Origin of the sequence: Allobosea sp. 47.2.35 (assembly GCF_024655635.1) — a bacterium.
Taxonomy (GTDB): Bacteria; Pseudomonadota; Alphaproteobacteria; order Rhizobiales; family Beijerinckiaceae; genus Allobosea.
Map to the genome: position 1 here is coordinate 109094 of NZ_JANLGI010000006.1, position 15502 is coordinate 124595.

The 15502-nt window shown below is 64.4% G+C and carries 13 protein-coding genes; 8 read left to right on the forward strand and 5 right to left on the reverse strand.

Features of this window, described 5'->3' with window-relative positions; translation table 11 throughout:
• Positions 1–48: 48 nt before the first annotated feature.
• Both NUV79_RS09975 and NUV79_RS09980 read left to right on the forward strand, forming a co-directional pair.
• Entirely contained in the window at positions 49–537 is a 489-nt protein-coding gene (locus NUV79_RS09975; RefSeq protein ID WP_257732925.1) for a hypothetical protein, read from the forward strand.
• Between the two features lie 1332 nt (positions 538–1869).
• On the forward strand, positions 1870–2034 hold the full coding sequence (locus NUV79_RS09980; protein ID WP_257732926.1) for a hypothetical protein: 165 nt from the start codon (positions 1870–1872) through the stop codon (positions 2032–2034).
• A 114-nt stretch (positions 2035–2148) separates the two neighbouring features.
• Here NUV79_RS09980 and NUV79_RS09985 read toward each other — a convergent pair whose 3' ends face one another.
• Together NUV79_RS09985 and NUV79_RS09990 are read right to left on the reverse strand one after the other, a co-directional pair.
• The gene (locus NUV79_RS09985) at positions 2149–2715 is read right to left on the reverse strand and encodes a biotin transporter BioY (protein WP_257732927.1); all 567 of its coding nucleotides are present in this window, start codon (positions 2713–2715) and stop codon (positions 2149–2151) included.
• A gap of 129 nt (positions 2716–2844) precedes the next feature.
• Positions 2845–3513: a GntR family transcriptional regulator gene (locus tag NUV79_RS09990; protein WP_257732928.1), complete on the reverse strand. Its 669-nt coding sequence runs from the start codon at positions 3511–3513 to the stop codon at positions 2845–2847.
• A gap of 211 nt (positions 3514–3724) precedes the next feature.
• Between NUV79_RS09990 and uvrA the strand changes: the two genes are divergently transcribed.
• On the forward strand, positions 3725–6694 hold the full coding sequence (gene uvrA, locus NUV79_RS09995; protein ID WP_374679117.1) for an excinuclease ABC subunit UvrA: 2970 nt from the start codon (positions 3725–3727) through the stop codon (positions 6692–6694).
• Positions 6695–6779: 85 nt separating this feature from the next.
• On the opposite strand, the gene NUV79_RS10000 is transcribed toward uvrA, so the two are convergent.
• A complete protein-coding gene (locus NUV79_RS10000) occupies positions 6780–8579 on the reverse strand; it encodes an ATP-binding protein (RefSeq protein ID WP_257732929.1) in 1800 nt (599 codons plus the stop codon).
• Positions 8580–9279: 700 nt separating this feature from the next.
• Between NUV79_RS10000 and NUV79_RS10005 the strand changes: the two genes are divergently transcribed.
• Positions 9280–9606, forward strand: a complete 327-nt coding sequence (locus tag NUV79_RS10005) for a hypothetical protein (protein WP_257732930.1) — start codon at positions 9280–9282, stop codon at positions 9604–9606.
• 227 nt (positions 9607–9833) lie between these two features.
• On the opposite strand, the gene NUV79_RS10010 is transcribed toward NUV79_RS10005, so the two are convergent.
• Entirely contained in the window at positions 9834–10874 is a 1041-nt protein-coding gene (locus tag NUV79_RS10010; RefSeq protein WP_257732931.1) for a zinc-dependent alcohol dehydrogenase family protein, read from the reverse strand.
• Between the two features lie 164 nt (positions 10875–11038).
• Between NUV79_RS10010 and NUV79_RS10015 the strand changes: the two genes are divergently transcribed.
• Positions 11039–12352 (forward strand): O-antigen ligase family protein, encoded by a 1314-nt coding sequence (locus NUV79_RS10015; protein WP_257732932.1) that lies wholly within the window; start codon positions 11039–11041, stop codon positions 12350–12352.
• 10 nt (positions 12353–12362) lie between these two features.
• Here the strand turns inward: NUV79_RS10015 and NUV79_RS10020 are convergent, their stop codons facing one another.
• Positions 12363–13478 carry an acyltransferase family protein gene (locus tag NUV79_RS10020; RefSeq protein WP_257732933.1) on the reverse strand — a complete coding sequence of 372 codons (1116 nt, stop codon included), beginning with the start codon at positions 13476–13478 and terminating at the stop codon, positions 12363–12365.
• 159 nt (positions 13479–13637) lie between these two features.
• On the opposite strand from NUV79_RS10020, the gene NUV79_RS10025 reads away from it, so the two are divergent.
• The 3 genes from NUV79_RS10025 to NUV79_RS10035 all read left to right on the forward strand — a co-directional run bounded on the left by NUV79_RS10025 (position 13638) and on the right by NUV79_RS10035 (position 15499).
• Positions 13638–14612: a Gfo/Idh/MocA family protein gene (locus NUV79_RS10025; RefSeq protein ID WP_257732934.1), complete on the forward strand. Its 975-nt coding sequence runs from the start codon at positions 13638–13640 to the stop codon at positions 14610–14612.
• Positions 14613–14828: 216 nt separating this feature from the next.
• A complete protein-coding gene (locus NUV79_RS10030) occupies positions 14829–15143 on the forward strand; it encodes a 2Fe-2S iron-sulfur cluster-binding protein (RefSeq protein WP_257732935.1) in 315 nt (104 codons plus the stop codon).
• Positions 15143–15499, forward strand: coding sequence for a DUF2849 domain-containing protein (locus NUV79_RS10035; RefSeq protein WP_257732936.1), 357 nt, complete (start codon positions 15143–15145; stop codon positions 15497–15499). The genes NUV79_RS10030 and NUV79_RS10035 overlap by 1 nt, the downstream gene beginning before the upstream one ends.
• Positions 15500–15502: the final 3 nt, after the last annotated feature.

Genomic DNA, 15502 nt, shown 5'->3' on the forward strand with positions numbered 1-15502 from the left:
GGAGGGGGCTCCCACAATCGCGCCAAGCAAAGATGCTGGGGGGCTTCCATGCTTAAGGCCGCGATCGCCGCGCTATTCGTCATGACCGTAACGTCTGCCATCGCGCAGAATTATCCGCGCCCGGTCGAGCGCGGTGCGCATTGCAAATGCGCCCGGATGCTGTTCGGGATTCAATCCGTCAACGGATATTGCCATTGGAGCGACCGTCTCTCCAACGAGATCAATGCCTGCGCGGCGCAGCAACGGAGGGTGGTGCGGCAAGAGCGGGTGGCTCCGAACCCGGCGCAGGCGAGAGGCGCCGGCAGCGTTCCCTATCGCATCGGCCTTGGCCTCGCAGCGCAACGCGGCGTCTACGGCGCCAGCGGCGGCTGCTTCGCCCGGGTCTTCGAGGCCTCCGCTTCTCAGCGGCGCTCTCCCGATCATCGCATCCGCTACGGCATCAGCGGCCGGGACATGCCGGCCTTTGCCCGGGAGCTGCAGCGGCGCTGCGGAATCTTGTTTTCGCGGCAGCACGAAACCTCAAAGGCGGCAACCTGAACGGCGCGAAACGCCCCATAGCCATTCTTGCGAGAGTTCGCTTTCGCGATGCGCCCTCTCGGAGCCTGCCTTGAGCGCTAGTCCTCCATGACGACGCGCGCTACGGCTGGTGCTGTCATTCTGACGCTTTGGGCAACCGGACAGGTGTCAGCCGATCAAGCCGGATCAAATTTAGTGGGCTCGTGGACGTGGAATGAACACAGCGTTCCGTTGCGTGAATTCAGGAGGCAGCAGGGGAAGCAGGCGGCTTTCTCGCTGCTCTTCAGGAAGGACGGGATGCTGGATGCATGCGTTTTCATGCCGAACGGATTGGGAAAAGGCGCTGGTGAAGGGCTTTGTTCGAACGGTCGCCATCGACTGGTGAGAAATCGCCTCCTCATCACCCGGGACCATGTTCCCGCGGACGGATGGCCTAGCAGAGATGGAAATCCGCCCTATCGATACGCGTGCTCGATAACCTTCTCGCCGGATGCCACGAGCTTCCGGTTGAAAAAATGCCCTATCAGCGGAACTTGGCTGCGAGACGATCATCCGTAGCTCGTCTGCTTCCGCCCCATACTGGACAGTCGCGCCCCTTCGCAAACCGTGTATTGCGTACGCTGGCTTAAGCCAAAACAAAGCCGACGCGTGATTGGCTTGCGGCGCCTTAAGAGCATGCTTAGTGCTCCGCATAACGACTGGGAGAGCGCATGCGTTCGATCATGGCTGTCATTGCCTTCTTTGCTTTTTCGGCGCCGTCCGCTGCCGTAGCTCCATCCGCACAGCCGGCGTCAACGCCTGCCGCGACGACTTTTCACGCAACCTTTCTATGCCGTCTTTCTGATCACCTCTGCCACTCGGTTTATCGGGAACTTGGCAGGCTCGTTGATGCTCGACTTAAGGATCTTCAAAGATATCGCCGCTATCCATTGGAGCAGCGTATTGAGTTGACTGCGAGTCGCGACTTCGCCCGCTTGCAGAAGCGGTTGACTTCGCTTCGCAAGGACGTAGGGGACGAGGTCCTGCGGCTTCATCTGTGCGCAGCAAAGGACAGGCTGGCGACTGCAAGAGGCGCCCCCTATTCAACAGATTGCAACAAGCTGCATACTAGATAAGCCAGCCTGCATCGATTGAGTGCGCCCTGACCGAAAGGTCAGGTTCCGACCCGATCAAGACATTGGGAACGTCCACTCACAGGCGTCGTCGTTGAGCCGAACGATCGCCCCGCATGCCGGCCTGATGCAGCCGAGCATCCCGAGGGACTGTTTTCCGGCATGAAGATCGTGCGAAGACTAAGCGAACGCGGAGCTGCCCGAAGAAGCCCGGCTCCGGAATCCCGCGATGGAGCTCGCCATGCTGAAACGCTATCTCGCCCTGGCCTTCATCCTGGTCGGCCCGGTCGGTTGCACCACGCAGGATACCGTCCCCCGCGCGAGGGCCGACGGGCCGGCCTATACGCAGCCCGGCATCGGCGCCCCGGCGCGCCAGACGGATTCGTTCGGGAGCGTCCTCCGCTAGGCGTCTCCGATCCACCGAGGCACCGCGGCCGCCAAAGGCGCAAGCCCACAGCCCAACAAAAAACCCGGCAGGTCAAAGCCCGCCGGGTCGCTGAAGCGATATAGCTCGACCGTCTCAGCCGCGCGGCGCGAAGGCCTTGAGCGTCGCGGCGGCCAGCGCCGACTTCAGGATGGCGCCGAGGATGAAGGGCACCGCGCCCAGCATGATCGCCTTGGGCAGGCCGATCAGGACGGCGAGCCAGGCCACGCCGATCACCAGGCAGAGCACATTGCCGGCGAGCATCGAGGCGAAGGCGAGGCCGACGCGGCTGCCGTTCCAGCCCTGCTGCGCCAGCCAGCCGGTCAGGGCCGCGGCGAAGGGGAAGGCCAGCAGGTAGCCGCCGGTCGGGCCGGCGAAATAGGCCGCGCCGCCGACGGCGCCGGCGAAGACGGGCAGGCCCATGGCACCCTGCGCCAGCCAGGCGATGACGGTGACCGCGCCAAGGCGCCAGCCATAGAGCGCGCCGACCAGTGTGACCGCGAAGGTCTGCATCGTCATCGGCACCGGGTACATCGGCACCTTGATCTGCGAGGACAGCGCCAGCAGCAGGCTGCCGACGATCACGGCGCCGGCCTGCCAGGCGAGCGAGCGGCTTTCCAGCCGCAGCGGGCTGAACGGGCGGCTGAGGGCGAGATCGGTCATGGTCACTCCTTGGTCGCGATCAAAATTATCTATAATTTCGATCTTTGATCTATGAGGAAGTCCATATCTCGCCGGAAAAGGCAAGTGCACCCATTGTGCGAAACCGCCCACGCTGGGGAAGGACTATGCTCACCCAACGATCGCGAAAGCCCCGCGCGTCGCGCCGGAAGCCGTGCGGACCGGGCGCTCGCCGATCCATTGGGCATGCCGCGCCAGCGTCGCGATCGCGGTCTCGATATCGCCATTGCGCAGGGCGTTGAGGATGGCGCGGTGGTCATGGTCGGTGCGGGCCTCCCATTCCGAGCGCCAGGCCGAAAACAGGAAACGCGCGCTCGCGGCATGGAGATCGTCGATCGTCGCGAGCAGGCGCTTCATCCCGCAGGGCGCGACCAGCGTGCGGTGAAAGCGGCGATTCGCCTCCTCCCAGGCCCGGACATCGGTGGCAGCGTCGCAATCGCGCCGCGCCTGCTCGGCCTTGTCGAGGATCGCGGCGGTGAGATGCGGCGCGGCATGGCGCAGCGCCAGCACCTCCAGCGCCGCGCGCATCGCCGCGACCTCCTTCACCTCCGACAGGTCGAAGGAGGCGACGCGGACACCGCGGCGCGGCTCGCTGATCGCCAGCCCCTGCGCCTCCAGCCGGCGGAAGGCCTCGCGCACCGGGACATGGCTGGTCTCGAATTCCTCGGCGATATGGTCCTGCCTGAGGCGCGAGCCGGGCTCGATCGTTCCGGCGATGATCCGCTCGGCCAGGGCCCTGGCGATGCGGACGGCGATGGTGTCTTCGGCAGGCTTCGTCATGATTTATAGATAATTCGAGTGCACGGCGGAGTCGATTGCGATTGGCGAAATGATGCCCATATCGAGCCCTCGCCGATCCTGACGTTTCCTGTCAGGAAGACGGCAGCAGCCGGAACGGCTGCGTGCTATTCATGCCGGGCAGATCGCCGCGAGGCTGGAATGGCCCGGCATTTGCCCTATCTGTAGTGCTCCTCCTCGACCGGACGCCCCGATGGCCCGCAAGACCGAATCCGCCGCTGCCCAGGCCGCTGCGCTGGAAGACATGTTCGACCGCAACCGCGCGGCCGATCCGAACAGCCGCGCCATCACCGTGCGCGGCGCGCGCGAGCACAATCTCAAGAATGTCGATCTCGCGATTCCGCGCGACAAGCTCGTCGTGTTCACCGGCCTGTCCGGCTCGGGCAAGTCCTCGCTCGCCTTCGATACGATCTATGCGGAAGGCCAGCGCCGCTATGTCGAGTCGCTCTCGGCCTATGCCCGCCAGTTCCTCGAGATGATGCAGAAACCCGATGTCGACCAGATCGACGGGCTCTCGCCGGCGATCTCGATCGAGCAGAAGACGACCTCGAAGAACCCGCGCTCGACCGTCGGCACGGTCACCGAGATCCACGACTACATGCGCCTGCTCTGGGCGCGCGCCGGCATCCCCTATTCGCCCGCGACCGGCCTGCCGATCGAGAGCCAGACCGTCCAGCAGATGGTCGACCGCATGGTCGAACTGCCGGAGAAGACGCGCGGCTACCTGCTCGCGCCGGTGGTGCGCGGCCGCAAGGGCGAGTTCAGGAAGGAGATGGCCGACTGGCTGAAGCGCGGCTTCCAGCGCGTCAAGGTCAATGGCGAGTTCTACGAGATCCCGGACGCCCCGGCCCTCGACAAGAAGTTCAAGCACGACATCGACGTGGTCGTGGATCGCATCGTGATCCGCCCCGATCTCGGCGCGCGGCTGGCGGATTCGCTGGAGCAGGCGCTGGAGCTGACCGACGGCATCGCCGTCTTCGAATATGCCGACGAGAAGGAGGAGAACGGCGAGGCGAAGCGCGTCACCTTCTCGTCCAAATTCGCCTGCCCGGTTTCCGGCTTCACCATCCCTGAGATCGAGCCCCGGCTGTTCTCGTTCAACAACCCGTTCGGCGCCTGCCCGGTCTGCGACGGCCTCGGCCACGAGATGCGGATCGATCCGGACATGATCGTGCCGGACCATTCGCTGACGCTGAAGAAAGGCGCGATCGCGCCCTGGGCCAAGTCGACCTCGCCCTATTACGGCCAGACGCTGGAAGCGCTCGCCAAGCATTTCGGCTTCTCGATGACCAAGCCCTGGTCGGAATTGCCGGAGAGCGCGCAGAAGGCGATCCTGTTCGGCACGGGCACGGAGCCCGTGCGCATGGCCTATAATGACGGCCTGCGCAGCTATGAGGTGAAGAAACCCTTCGAGGGCGTCATCACCAATATGGAGCGGCGCTGGAAGGAGACGGAGTCGGACTGGGCGCGCGAGGAGATCGGCCGCTTCATGTCCGAGACGCCCTGCGCCGCCTGCAACGGCTATCGCCTGAAGCCCGAGGCGCTGGCGGTGAAGATCGATAGGCGCCATATCGGCGAGGTCTCGAAGCTCTCGGTCAAGGACGCGCTGGACTGGGTGACCGCCCTGCCCGCAAGGCTCTCGAAGAAGCAGAACGAGATCGCCCCGCGTATCCTCAAGGAAATCCGCGACCGCCTGACCTTCCTGCTCGACGTGGGCCTGGAATACCTGACGCTCGCCCGCGCCTCCGGCACGCTGTCCGGCGGCGAAAGCCAGCGCATCCGCCTCGCGAGCCAGATCGGCTCCGGCCTCACCGGCGTGCTCTATGTGCTGGACGAGCCCTCGATCGGCCTGCACCAGCGCGACAACGAGCGCCTGCTCGGAACCCTTCGCCGCCTGCGCGACCTCGGCAACACGGTGATCGTGGTCGAGCATGACGAGGACGCGATCCTGACGGCGGATTACGTCGTCGATGTCGGCCCCGGCGCCGGCATCCATGGCGGCGAGATCGTCGCCAAGGGCACGCCGCAGGACATTCTCGACGATCCCAATTCGCTCACCGGCAAATACCTCACCGGCGAGATGTCGGTCGCGGTGCCGGCCAAGCGCCGCAAGGCCCAGAAGGGCCGCAGCCTCAAGATCGTCGGCGCGCGCGGCAACAACCTGCGCAATGTCGATGTCGAGATTCCCTTGGGGATGTTCACCTGCATCACCGGCGTCTCCGGCGGCGGCAAGTCGACGCTGGTGATCGACACGCTCTACAAGGCGGTGGCGCGCAAGCTGAACGGCTCGATCGACCACCCGGCCCCGCATGACCGCATCGAGGGCATCGAGCATCTCGACAAGGTCATCGACATCGACCAATCGCCGATCGGCCGCACGCCGCGCTCGAACCCGGCGACCTATACCGGCGCCTTCACGCCGATCCGCGAATGGTTCGCCGGCCTGCCGGAGGCGAAGGCGCGCGGCTATCAGGCCGGGCGCTTCTCGTTCAACGTCAAGGGCGGCCGCTGCGAGGCCTGCCAGGGCGACGGCCTCATCAAGATCGAGATGCACTTCCTGCCGGATGTCTACGTCACCTGCGACGTCTGCAAGGGCAAGCGCTACGACCGCGAGACGCTCGAAGTGAAGTATCGCGACAAGTCGATCGCCGACGTGCTCGACATGTCGGTCGAGGAGGCGAAGGGCCTGTTCAAGGCGGTGCCCTCGATCCGCGACAAGATGGAGACGCTGGCGCGCGTCGGGCTCGACTATGTCAAGGTCGGCCAGCAGGCGACGACGCTTTCGGGCGGCGAGGCACAGCGCGTCAAGCTCTCCAAGGAGCTGTCGAAGCGCGCCACCGGCCGCACGCTCTACATCCTCGACGAGCCGACGACCGGCCTGCATTTCCACGACGTCGCCAAGCTCATGGAGGTGCTGCACGAGCTGGTCGACCAGGGCAATTCGGTGGTGGTGATCGAGCACAATCTCGAGGTGGTGAAGACCGCCGACTGGGTGATCGACATGGGCCCCGAAGGTGGCGACGGCGGCGGCCAGGTGGTGGCCGAGGGCACGCCGGAGGACATCGTCCGCATCGGCAAAGGCCACACCGCGCGCTTCCTCAAGGAAGTGCTCGACCGCCGGCCGATCAAGAAGGGCAAGGTGCAGCGGCAGGCGGCGGAGTGAGGGCGGCGGCTTTCTCCCCGTGCCACGTTACCGACGCTGCCTGCGCAAACTTCTCAAATGGAAGTGTTCGCGCTTAGACAGCGGCTTATTGCTTAGAGGCCGAAAGCGATTTAATTAGCCAATCAAGCTCCATCCGGGCCGAAGAAATAATGCTAGAGTAGGAATGAATGGTGATGGAGCCGAGGAGTTGGCGTGTATCAATCGTCGCCAACCGCCCCCTACCAATCATCATGATATCCATCTTGGTTGTCGAGGATAGACGCGACGAAAGATCGTCGCGATACTTCTCGGCCTGTGCGATATCGTCTCGTGTAATGTCGTGCGCTGGTCTCTTGAATTCGATCAGAAGGTATGTGTCTCCGTAATCTTGCGATAACAGGAGGTCTGGTCGTTTCGACGCCCTCGGCCCATTAAACGAAGTACCACAATAACTATCGATCATTTTACGCAGCGTCGCATTCGACGACATTAAAGCGTATTTTCGTCCGAGAATCCAAAGATTGGTTTCAAGAGCTTTATGTACGTCCTTCTCCAGCGTTTTCGGATTTTGAGTGAGTTGATCAAAGAAATCCAAAAACTGCCGGCGTCTGGAAGCCTGCATACCAATTGATGCCAACTCAAGAAGCCCGAACTCCTCAAGCGATTCAGCAAACGAGCCTACATCACCTTGACTCAGCGAATTTATGCGATCGAGCACGGCCCAATAAGTATCATGCTCCATGGCGTCTAAAGCCACGTCTGCAATGGTTGCAATGCGGTCTTCGCTTTCTCCATAAAACCGCTTTAGAATCCGATTGAGCGCCTCTTCCGCATAGTGACGGCGATATTCCGGTAGTTCCTGTAGGCGTTGATTAATTTGTTTCTGCAAACGCGCTTTTTGAAGGGACAAGTCCTTTGCATGCGTCTCACGCAGCTTATTCTTTACCTGCTCATTGATGTATGCACGCGCCTCCTGAAAAGCCTTGCTGTTTTCAAGTACGGCTCCCCAATCAGCGGTAACGAAATCTTCGATCCCGGTTAGCTCCACCTCACCATACACCCGCTTCACGAGCTTTTCCGGGATTTCCTCATCCTCGTCCAAACCGAAAAGCATAGGCCGCCCAACTGACTTGCCATCCACCTTCAAGATGATACCCGGTGATCGCGGAGGGCGCTTGCCGTCGGCAATTGTGTAGTGCAAACAAACGCTTCCAGCATTCGGCAGTGTGGTTTCCACTTGAGACGTCGCCCCAGGGACGTCTTGCACCGAAAGCGAAGCTCCATTTACGAATACTTTGAAAGATTCCTCACGCCCGTATTCATAGATGAGAATTTCACGAAGTTTGTCTGGATTCGGGAAGTTCAGCCGACTATCGAGGTCAGATAGGACTACGATGGTTCCCCCGTTTGCGCCATTCGCGTTCCCCTCCGAGAACGGCAGCGGCACGGCCTCCAGGTCGTTCTGGTTTTCTATCAAATCCTTTTTGTCGATGAGGAGAGTACAGAAACGCTCGCGGGCGACAGTAGTTAATTCCATCCGACTAGCAATCGTTAAGCCAGCGAATTTTCCAATGCCCTTTCGTCCTTTTATCTTGCGGTTGTGCTTGATTGTGCGCTCGCCAGTGCGAGTGCGCTTGTCACTCGCGATGTTTAAGTACTCTCCGCGTATTTCGAGCGCGGTCATTCCACTTCCATCATCACGGACAACAACTGCTTCTTTGGCGAGCGGGTCTGGCAACGTGATCCAAACGTTACTCGCATCGGCGTCCCATGCGTTGTCGACAAGCTCCTTCAGAGCGGCCTCGCTGGATCGATACGTTTCCCCGAGAATACGCGTCAGTCGCGTATTGACCGCAAAATGCGCGCTCTTATCCACCCGTCCCCCCAATTCAAGACCGATAGTCAACGCAGACTTTCATCGACATAGCAGGCAACCGGCGGGACGCTCAATGCGAAGACGCAAAGTAAATTCCCCCGCCCCCAACATACCGAACATCAAACATCTGCAGGCGCGGCCGCTCTGCTTTGCATTTTATCGGCGACCGCATGCTCATATCCGGGAGATGGAAGGAAGCGTGTCGGTTCCCTCGCCTTTCTCGATCGGCGGAAACTTATCCCCGCCTCTCCTCGCTCGCCCTATCCTGCCCTCGCCCATCACCCAAACGGGGCGGCCGTCCGGAGGTATGCTGGAGGTTGGGTGAGGGTCGGCGCCTGCGGGTGGGGGTTACGCCCTGCTCCCGGGAGGCTTCGGGGCACCGCCCTGGGGACACTACGGTCCCTGTGCGAGGAGCTCGCTGGGAACGGCCGGCTGTTGACGATGGGTACGGCGACGACGCGACGCTCCCGTAAGGGGCACTGGCGTCGAAACCCGCCCATCCTGAACCGCTTAGGCCCGATAAGCGCGGCCCGGAGCCCAAAATCGCCGGAGGCGGAGCGCCACGGGGCGTGCGACGGGTGGCTCAATCCCGCCGCGCCGCAGCCTGGCTCAACGGTTGCGGATTCTCTTCGCGCCTCGCGGCGCTCCGCCAGCCCTGTCCAGCCACCCCTCCCGCCGCGCATCCGCGCGGGCGGACGATCCTGCGTGCCTGATCCCCGGGAGACCCGCCATGCCGAAACGCCAGACCACCCCAGCCGCAACCCCGCCGATCACCGATTTCGAGAGCTGCCAGCGGGCGCGGTCCGCCTTGTTTCGCCGGCTGACCGACCAGCTCGAAATCTTCCGCGTCTGCCCGAACCGGACCTGCAAGCGGATGCGCGCCTGCCAGGATGCGCGCGGCGCCTGCTTCCGCGCCGTCTTGCGGGCGATGCCGGACGAGACCCGCAGATCCTTCGCCTACGCGATGGAGAACCGCGCCAACGGGCTCGACCCCGACGAGGCGATGGCGCAGGCCGAGGCGCGTGTTGCCGGGGAGCGTGCGCGGGGCGGGGAGTGATCTCCTCCCCCCTCACAAATCATGCGCGGGGAACCCCTCTCCCGGATGGGAGAGGGGCAGGGGTGAGGGCCTGCCGCTGATCGCCTGAGCGCAACGGTGCCGCCTCGCCTTCTACTGCAACGGCACACCCTCATCCGGCCCTCCGGGCCACCTTCTCCCATCCGGGAGAAGGAAAGAGGTGTCGCGGTTCTCCTGCGTAAACGGCGTCGGGGCTCCCTCGCCGCCCCTCAGAACCGGTCGATGATCGTCACGCCGGTGCCCTCGAAGCGGTCCATCGCCATCAGGGCGGGGATCGATTCGGCGAGGTCGATGCGGCGGCCGACGAGCTGCTGCGGGGTGAGCTTGCCGGCGCTGATCATGTCGAGCATCGCGCCATAGCGATGCGCCTGCATGCCGTGGCTGCCGATGATTTCGAGCTCGTGGGCGATGACCTGCGCCATCGGGATCGGCGGCGTCGCCTGCTCCGCCAGCAAAAGCCCGACCTGGATATGCTTGCCGCGCTTGCGCAGGTTCGCCACCGAGTTGAAGCAGGTCTGGGGAGACCCAAGCGCATCGAGCGAGACATGGGCGCCGCCGCTGGTCGCGTCACGCACGGCGGCGACGACATCGGGCTGCGACTTCGCATTGATCGTCACCGCGGCGCCGACCTCGCGGGCGAGCTGCAATTTGTCATCGGAGATATCCACGGCGACGACATTGGCGCCGAGCGCATTGGCGATCATAATCGCGGAGAGGCCGACGCCGCCGCAGCCATGGACGGCGACCCATTGCCCGCCCGTGACCTTGCCCTGGTCGACCACGGCGCGGAACGAGGTCACGAAGCGGCAGCCGAGGCTGGCGGCCGTGGCGAAATCGATCTCCTCGGGCAGGCGCACGAGGTTGAAATCGGCCCGGTCGATGCGGACGTACTCGGCGAACGAGCCCCAATGGGTGAAGCCGGGCTGGAACTGGTCGTCGCAGACCTGCTGGTTGCCGGAATGGCATTGCGGGCAGGAACCGCAGCCCGAGACGAAGGGCACGGTGACGCGGTCGCCCTCGCGGAAGCGCACGACGCTGCGGCCGACCGCGGCGATGACGCCGGCCAGCTCATGGCCCGGCACATGCGGCAGGCGGATATCGGGATCGTGGCCGACCCAGCCATGCCAGTCGCTGCGGCACAGGCCCGTCGCCTCGACCTTGATGATGACGCTGTGCGGCTCCGGGGTCGGGTCCGGCAGGATGCGCAGTTCGGGGGCCTGCCCGAAGGCTTCATAGACGACGGCTTTCATGGGGCGGGCCTCCTTGGTCGAGCCCGTGTCATGCGGCAGCGCGGGCGGAATCGTCAATCGCGGAGGTGCGGCCGGTGAGACGCCCTTAAGATTCCGCGCCTATGGTGCATGCGCGCTCGGCCTGCCGCGTCGGCGGGCTTTCCGAAGACGGCCGCGAAACATCCATGAGCGACAGCGTCCACGGCTCGACGATCACCGACACGACCCAATCCGCGGCCGAGCCCGGCCTGCTCGGCGGCATCCTCGCCGGCTGCGGGCTGTTCGTCCTGATGCTGTCGCTGCAGCCCTTCGCCGGCGTGCCGGAGCAGACGGCGCCGGGCGAATCGACCGGCAATATCGTCAACCAGGTTGGCTGGTTCGGGCTCGGCCTCGTCTTCCTCGTCGCGATGCTCCGCCTGACGCAGCGCGATGTGCTGGCACGGCTCGGCTTCGGCCGCTGGGCCGTCATCTTCGGTATCGCGGCGCTCTCGATCGCGCAGTCGCTCGATCCGACCGCCTCGCTGCGCGGCCTGCTGCTCACCGCGATCGTGATGATCGTGGTCGCGGGCGTGCTCGTCCTGCCGCGCGACGAACGCAGCTTCGCCGTCGCGGCGGTCAATGCCTGCCTCGTGCTGCTGCTGCTGATCTACGCCATGCTGGTGCTGGCGCCGCATCTGGTGATCCACAGCTCGGAAGGCGCCGAGGGCGTGCATGCCGGCGACTGGCGCGGCCATCTCTCACACAAGAACTTCGCCGCCCCGGTCTTCTCGATCGTGGCCATGATCGGCATCTACGGCTGGCGCAGCGGCCTGCGCTGGCGCGGCGCGCTCGTCGTGGCGCTCAGCGTCCTCTTCGTGCTCAACAGCGGCTCGAAGACGACGATGGGCTTCCTGCCGCTGGCCATCGGCGTGGTCACGCTGGCGCGCATCACCGGCCGGCCGGGACTCGCAGTGCTGGTCCATCTCGTGCTGGTCGCGCTGATCGCGGCGCTGACCGTCGGCTCGGTGATGTCGCCGACACTCAATGCCATGCTCAAGGCGGTGATCTCGGACCCGACCTTCACCGGCCGCGACGAGATCTGGAAATTCGCCCTGCAGCGCATCTCCGAGCGGCCCTGGTTCGGCTACGGCTATGCCAGCTTCTGGCAGACACCGGCCGTGACCGGCTTCGAGGAGAACTACGAGGCGAGCTGGGATATCCGCGGCATCGGCTCCGGCCATAACAGCTACCTCGACGCGGCGCTGACCCTCGGCGTACCCGGCGCGGTGCTGACGACCTGGCTGCTGATGGGCCGGCCGCTCATCGACTACATGCGCAGCCGGCAGATTCCCGGGAACCGCAATCTCGCCGACCTCTTCGCCATGATCCTGATCTTCATGACCTATGTCGGCATGCTCGAGACCTTCCCGCTCAACCGTGCCGATCCGCTCTGGGTATTGTTCGCCATGGCGGTGATGGGGCTCGGCCTCGCCGCGCGGATGCGCACCAAGGCGTCCTGACGGCTGCGGCTTACTCGGCCGGAGCGAGCGCCGACGCCTTGCCTTTGCGCCATTGCTTCTGGCCAAGCACGTAGGGCTTCACCTTCAGGAAGGGCTTCTCGATCCAGAGCCACGACACCAGCGCGAAGGCGATGACGATCGGCGCCGAGATGGCGAAGAGCAGCGGCCCGTTGCCATGGGCGAAATCGGTCTGGCTGACGATCGCCTGCTGGATCGGGAAGCCGTAGAGATAGATACCGTAGGAAACGTCTAGCTTCTTGATCCGCGCCGGCAGGTGCAGCGGCAGCAGACCGAGATAGACCACGCAATAGGTCAGAAAGGGCGGCACGAAGAAGGCGTATTCGCGCGGCGTGGCCATCAGGGCGACCGAGGCCAGGAGCGCCGCGACGAAGAGCAGCCAGTGCATCTTCACATGCTCGCGCCACTGGAAGAACAGGCAGCCGACCAGGAAATAGAAGACGACGACGGTCCAGTGATAGTTGCCCTCGGTGACGCCGAAGCCGACCTTGAACGCGGCGACGGTGGCGCCGAGGATGACCGCGACCGACAGCGCGGCGAAGAGCAGCCGGCGGTGCAGGATGCCGACCGCGATCATGATCGCCATCAGGATGTAGCAGTAGAATTCCGGCTTCAGCGTCCAGAGATTCTGGTTGACCACGCCGGCGACCGGATTGCTCTCGAACACGCCCGGCAATTCGAAGCGGATACGGCCGACGATATTGCCGAAATACTCCCAGAAGCGGATATCGGCGACATAGTCGCGCAGCAGCCAGGTCGTCAGCAGCGGGCCGAGCACCAGCGCCGACAGCGTGATTTCGACGAAGAGCGCCGGCACGATGCGGATGGCGCGCAGGGTGATGAAGGGCCGGACGGCGTCGGTGCGCATGGCGCTGCCGGTGACGAGGAAGCCGCTGAGCGCGAAGAAGGCCGGCACCAGGCTCATCAGGAAGATGCCGTGCAGCCCTTCCCAGTCGCGGCTCGTATCGGCGCCCGCGACCCAGCCCGAATGCACCGCCAGGATGGTCAGCGACAGGATCAGGCGCATCGCGTTGAAGCCGGGGCCTTCACCGCCGTTCCGGTTCAGGATATCGGCAGCGCTCGGAAGGGATCGGTAGAGCCGGAACATGCTTCACCTGGATGCGGAACTGCATCATGCGCAGGCGACGATATGGCCCGGCAGCCGGTCGACTTTCAACAAATGCCGGCAGTTAATCTTAACCCGAGACTGACCGGATATTCGAAAGGGCCACCGCAAGCGGCCCGGCTTCTGACGAGCGAGACAGCTATGAGCGCAACCCCGATTTCCCTTGGCCTCATCGGCGCCGGTATCATGGGTGAGCGCATGCTGCGCGCCGCGCTCGACCAGCCCGCGACGGCGCTGCGCGTCGCCGGCATCTGGGACCCTTCCACCGAGGCGATGGCGCGGATCGGCGCTGCATTGCCGTCGGTCGCGCATCAACCGGATGCCGCTGCCCTGATCGCGGCGAGCGACTGCGTCTATATCGCCTCGCCGCCCTCCTCCCATCTCGGCCATGCCCGCGCGGCGCTTGCTGCGGGCAAGGCCGTGTTCTGCGAGAAGCCGCTGGCCGTCGATGTCGAGGATGCCCGCGCTTTCGTCGGCGAGGCCGGCGATCGCGGCGCGGTGAATTTCCCCTTCGCCTCCTCTCCGGCCGTCGCGCGGTTGCGGGAATGGATCGACTCGGGCGCCATCGGCGCGCCGCGGCGCGTTACGATCGAGGTCGCCTTCGCAAACTGGCCGCGCTCCTGGCAGGTCGACGCCGCCGGCTGGCTCGACCGCACGGCGCAGGGCGGCTTCACCCGCGAGGTCGTCTCGCATTTCCTGTTCCTGACCCGCCGCATCGCCGGCCCCTTCACCGGCCTTGTCGCCAAGGCTGCCTATCCCGAGACCGGCAAGAGCGAGCGCCGGATCGAGGCGACGCTGACCGCGGGCGCCCTCCCCGTCACCCTGACCGGCAGCGTCGGCACGACCACGAAGGACGACCATAACGTCTGGACGCTGGAGGGGGATAAGGGCGCTGTCCGGCTCTGCGATTGGTCGCGGGCCGAGCGGCGCCTCCCCGATGGCCGCTGGGAGCCCGATCCGGAAGCGCTCTCCCAGAATGAGGCGCGCCCGCTGGCGCTGCGCCGGCAGCTCGAAGGCGTAGCCAAGCTCACCCGCGGCGAGCCGCATCACCTTGCGACGCTGCGCGAAGCGTTCGATGTGCAGGACATCGTCGAGACGATCCTGAAAAGCGCCTGACACGCGCTGCTCCGGGCAGCGTCCCGCACTTCAACGCGAGACGCTGCCCGGATGGCATAAATTTGCGGCAGATCGGCCAAAGAAACCTTCTTCAGGATAATTCTACTCTAGCGCATCGATAATTCGAAAAAACCGACTACCTGATGTGAATTGAGCTGAAACCCGCCTGTAGCGTAAAATCCCTGTTCGAAAGACCGAACGGGGATGGGCGTTATCGTGGCAGTTCTCAACGTCATCGATCGACAGGGCCGGAGCCATGAACTCGAAGCCGTGGAAGGCTGGCGGGTCATGGAGATCCTGCGCGACTACAAGGTCGGCATCGAGGGCGTCTGCGGCGGCTCCTGCGATTGCGGCACCTGCCATGTCATCGTCGCGCAGGAATGGGCCGGGAAGTTGCCCGAGCCGCGCGACGAGGAAATCGACGCGCTCGACGAACTGCCATTGATCGAGGCGACCTCGCGCCTCTCCTGCCAGATCATCTGGGCTGACGATCTCGACGGGCTGACGCTGACGCTCGCGGAGGCCGCGTGATGGCCGCTCCAGCGAAACGCGTTCCCCTGCCGGCGATCCTCCTCGCCAACGACCTGCTCGACGGCGATGTCGTCTTCGCCTTCGTCGATGGCGCTGGCCCACTGGCCTGGACCCGCGACCCTGCGCTCGCGCTGGTCGCGGCCGACGATGCGGCGGCCGAACGACTCGAAGCCTTCGCCGCTGCTGAACTGCGCGGCAACAAGGTCGTCGACGCCTATCTCGTCGATGTCGCCATCGAGAGCGGCGCCCCCGTGCCGCGCCATTTCCGCGAGCGCTTTAAGACGCTCGGCCCCAGCAATCGTCCCGATCTCGGCAAGCAGGCCGGTGAAGGCATCGCCGCCGCACCGAAGGGCTGATTT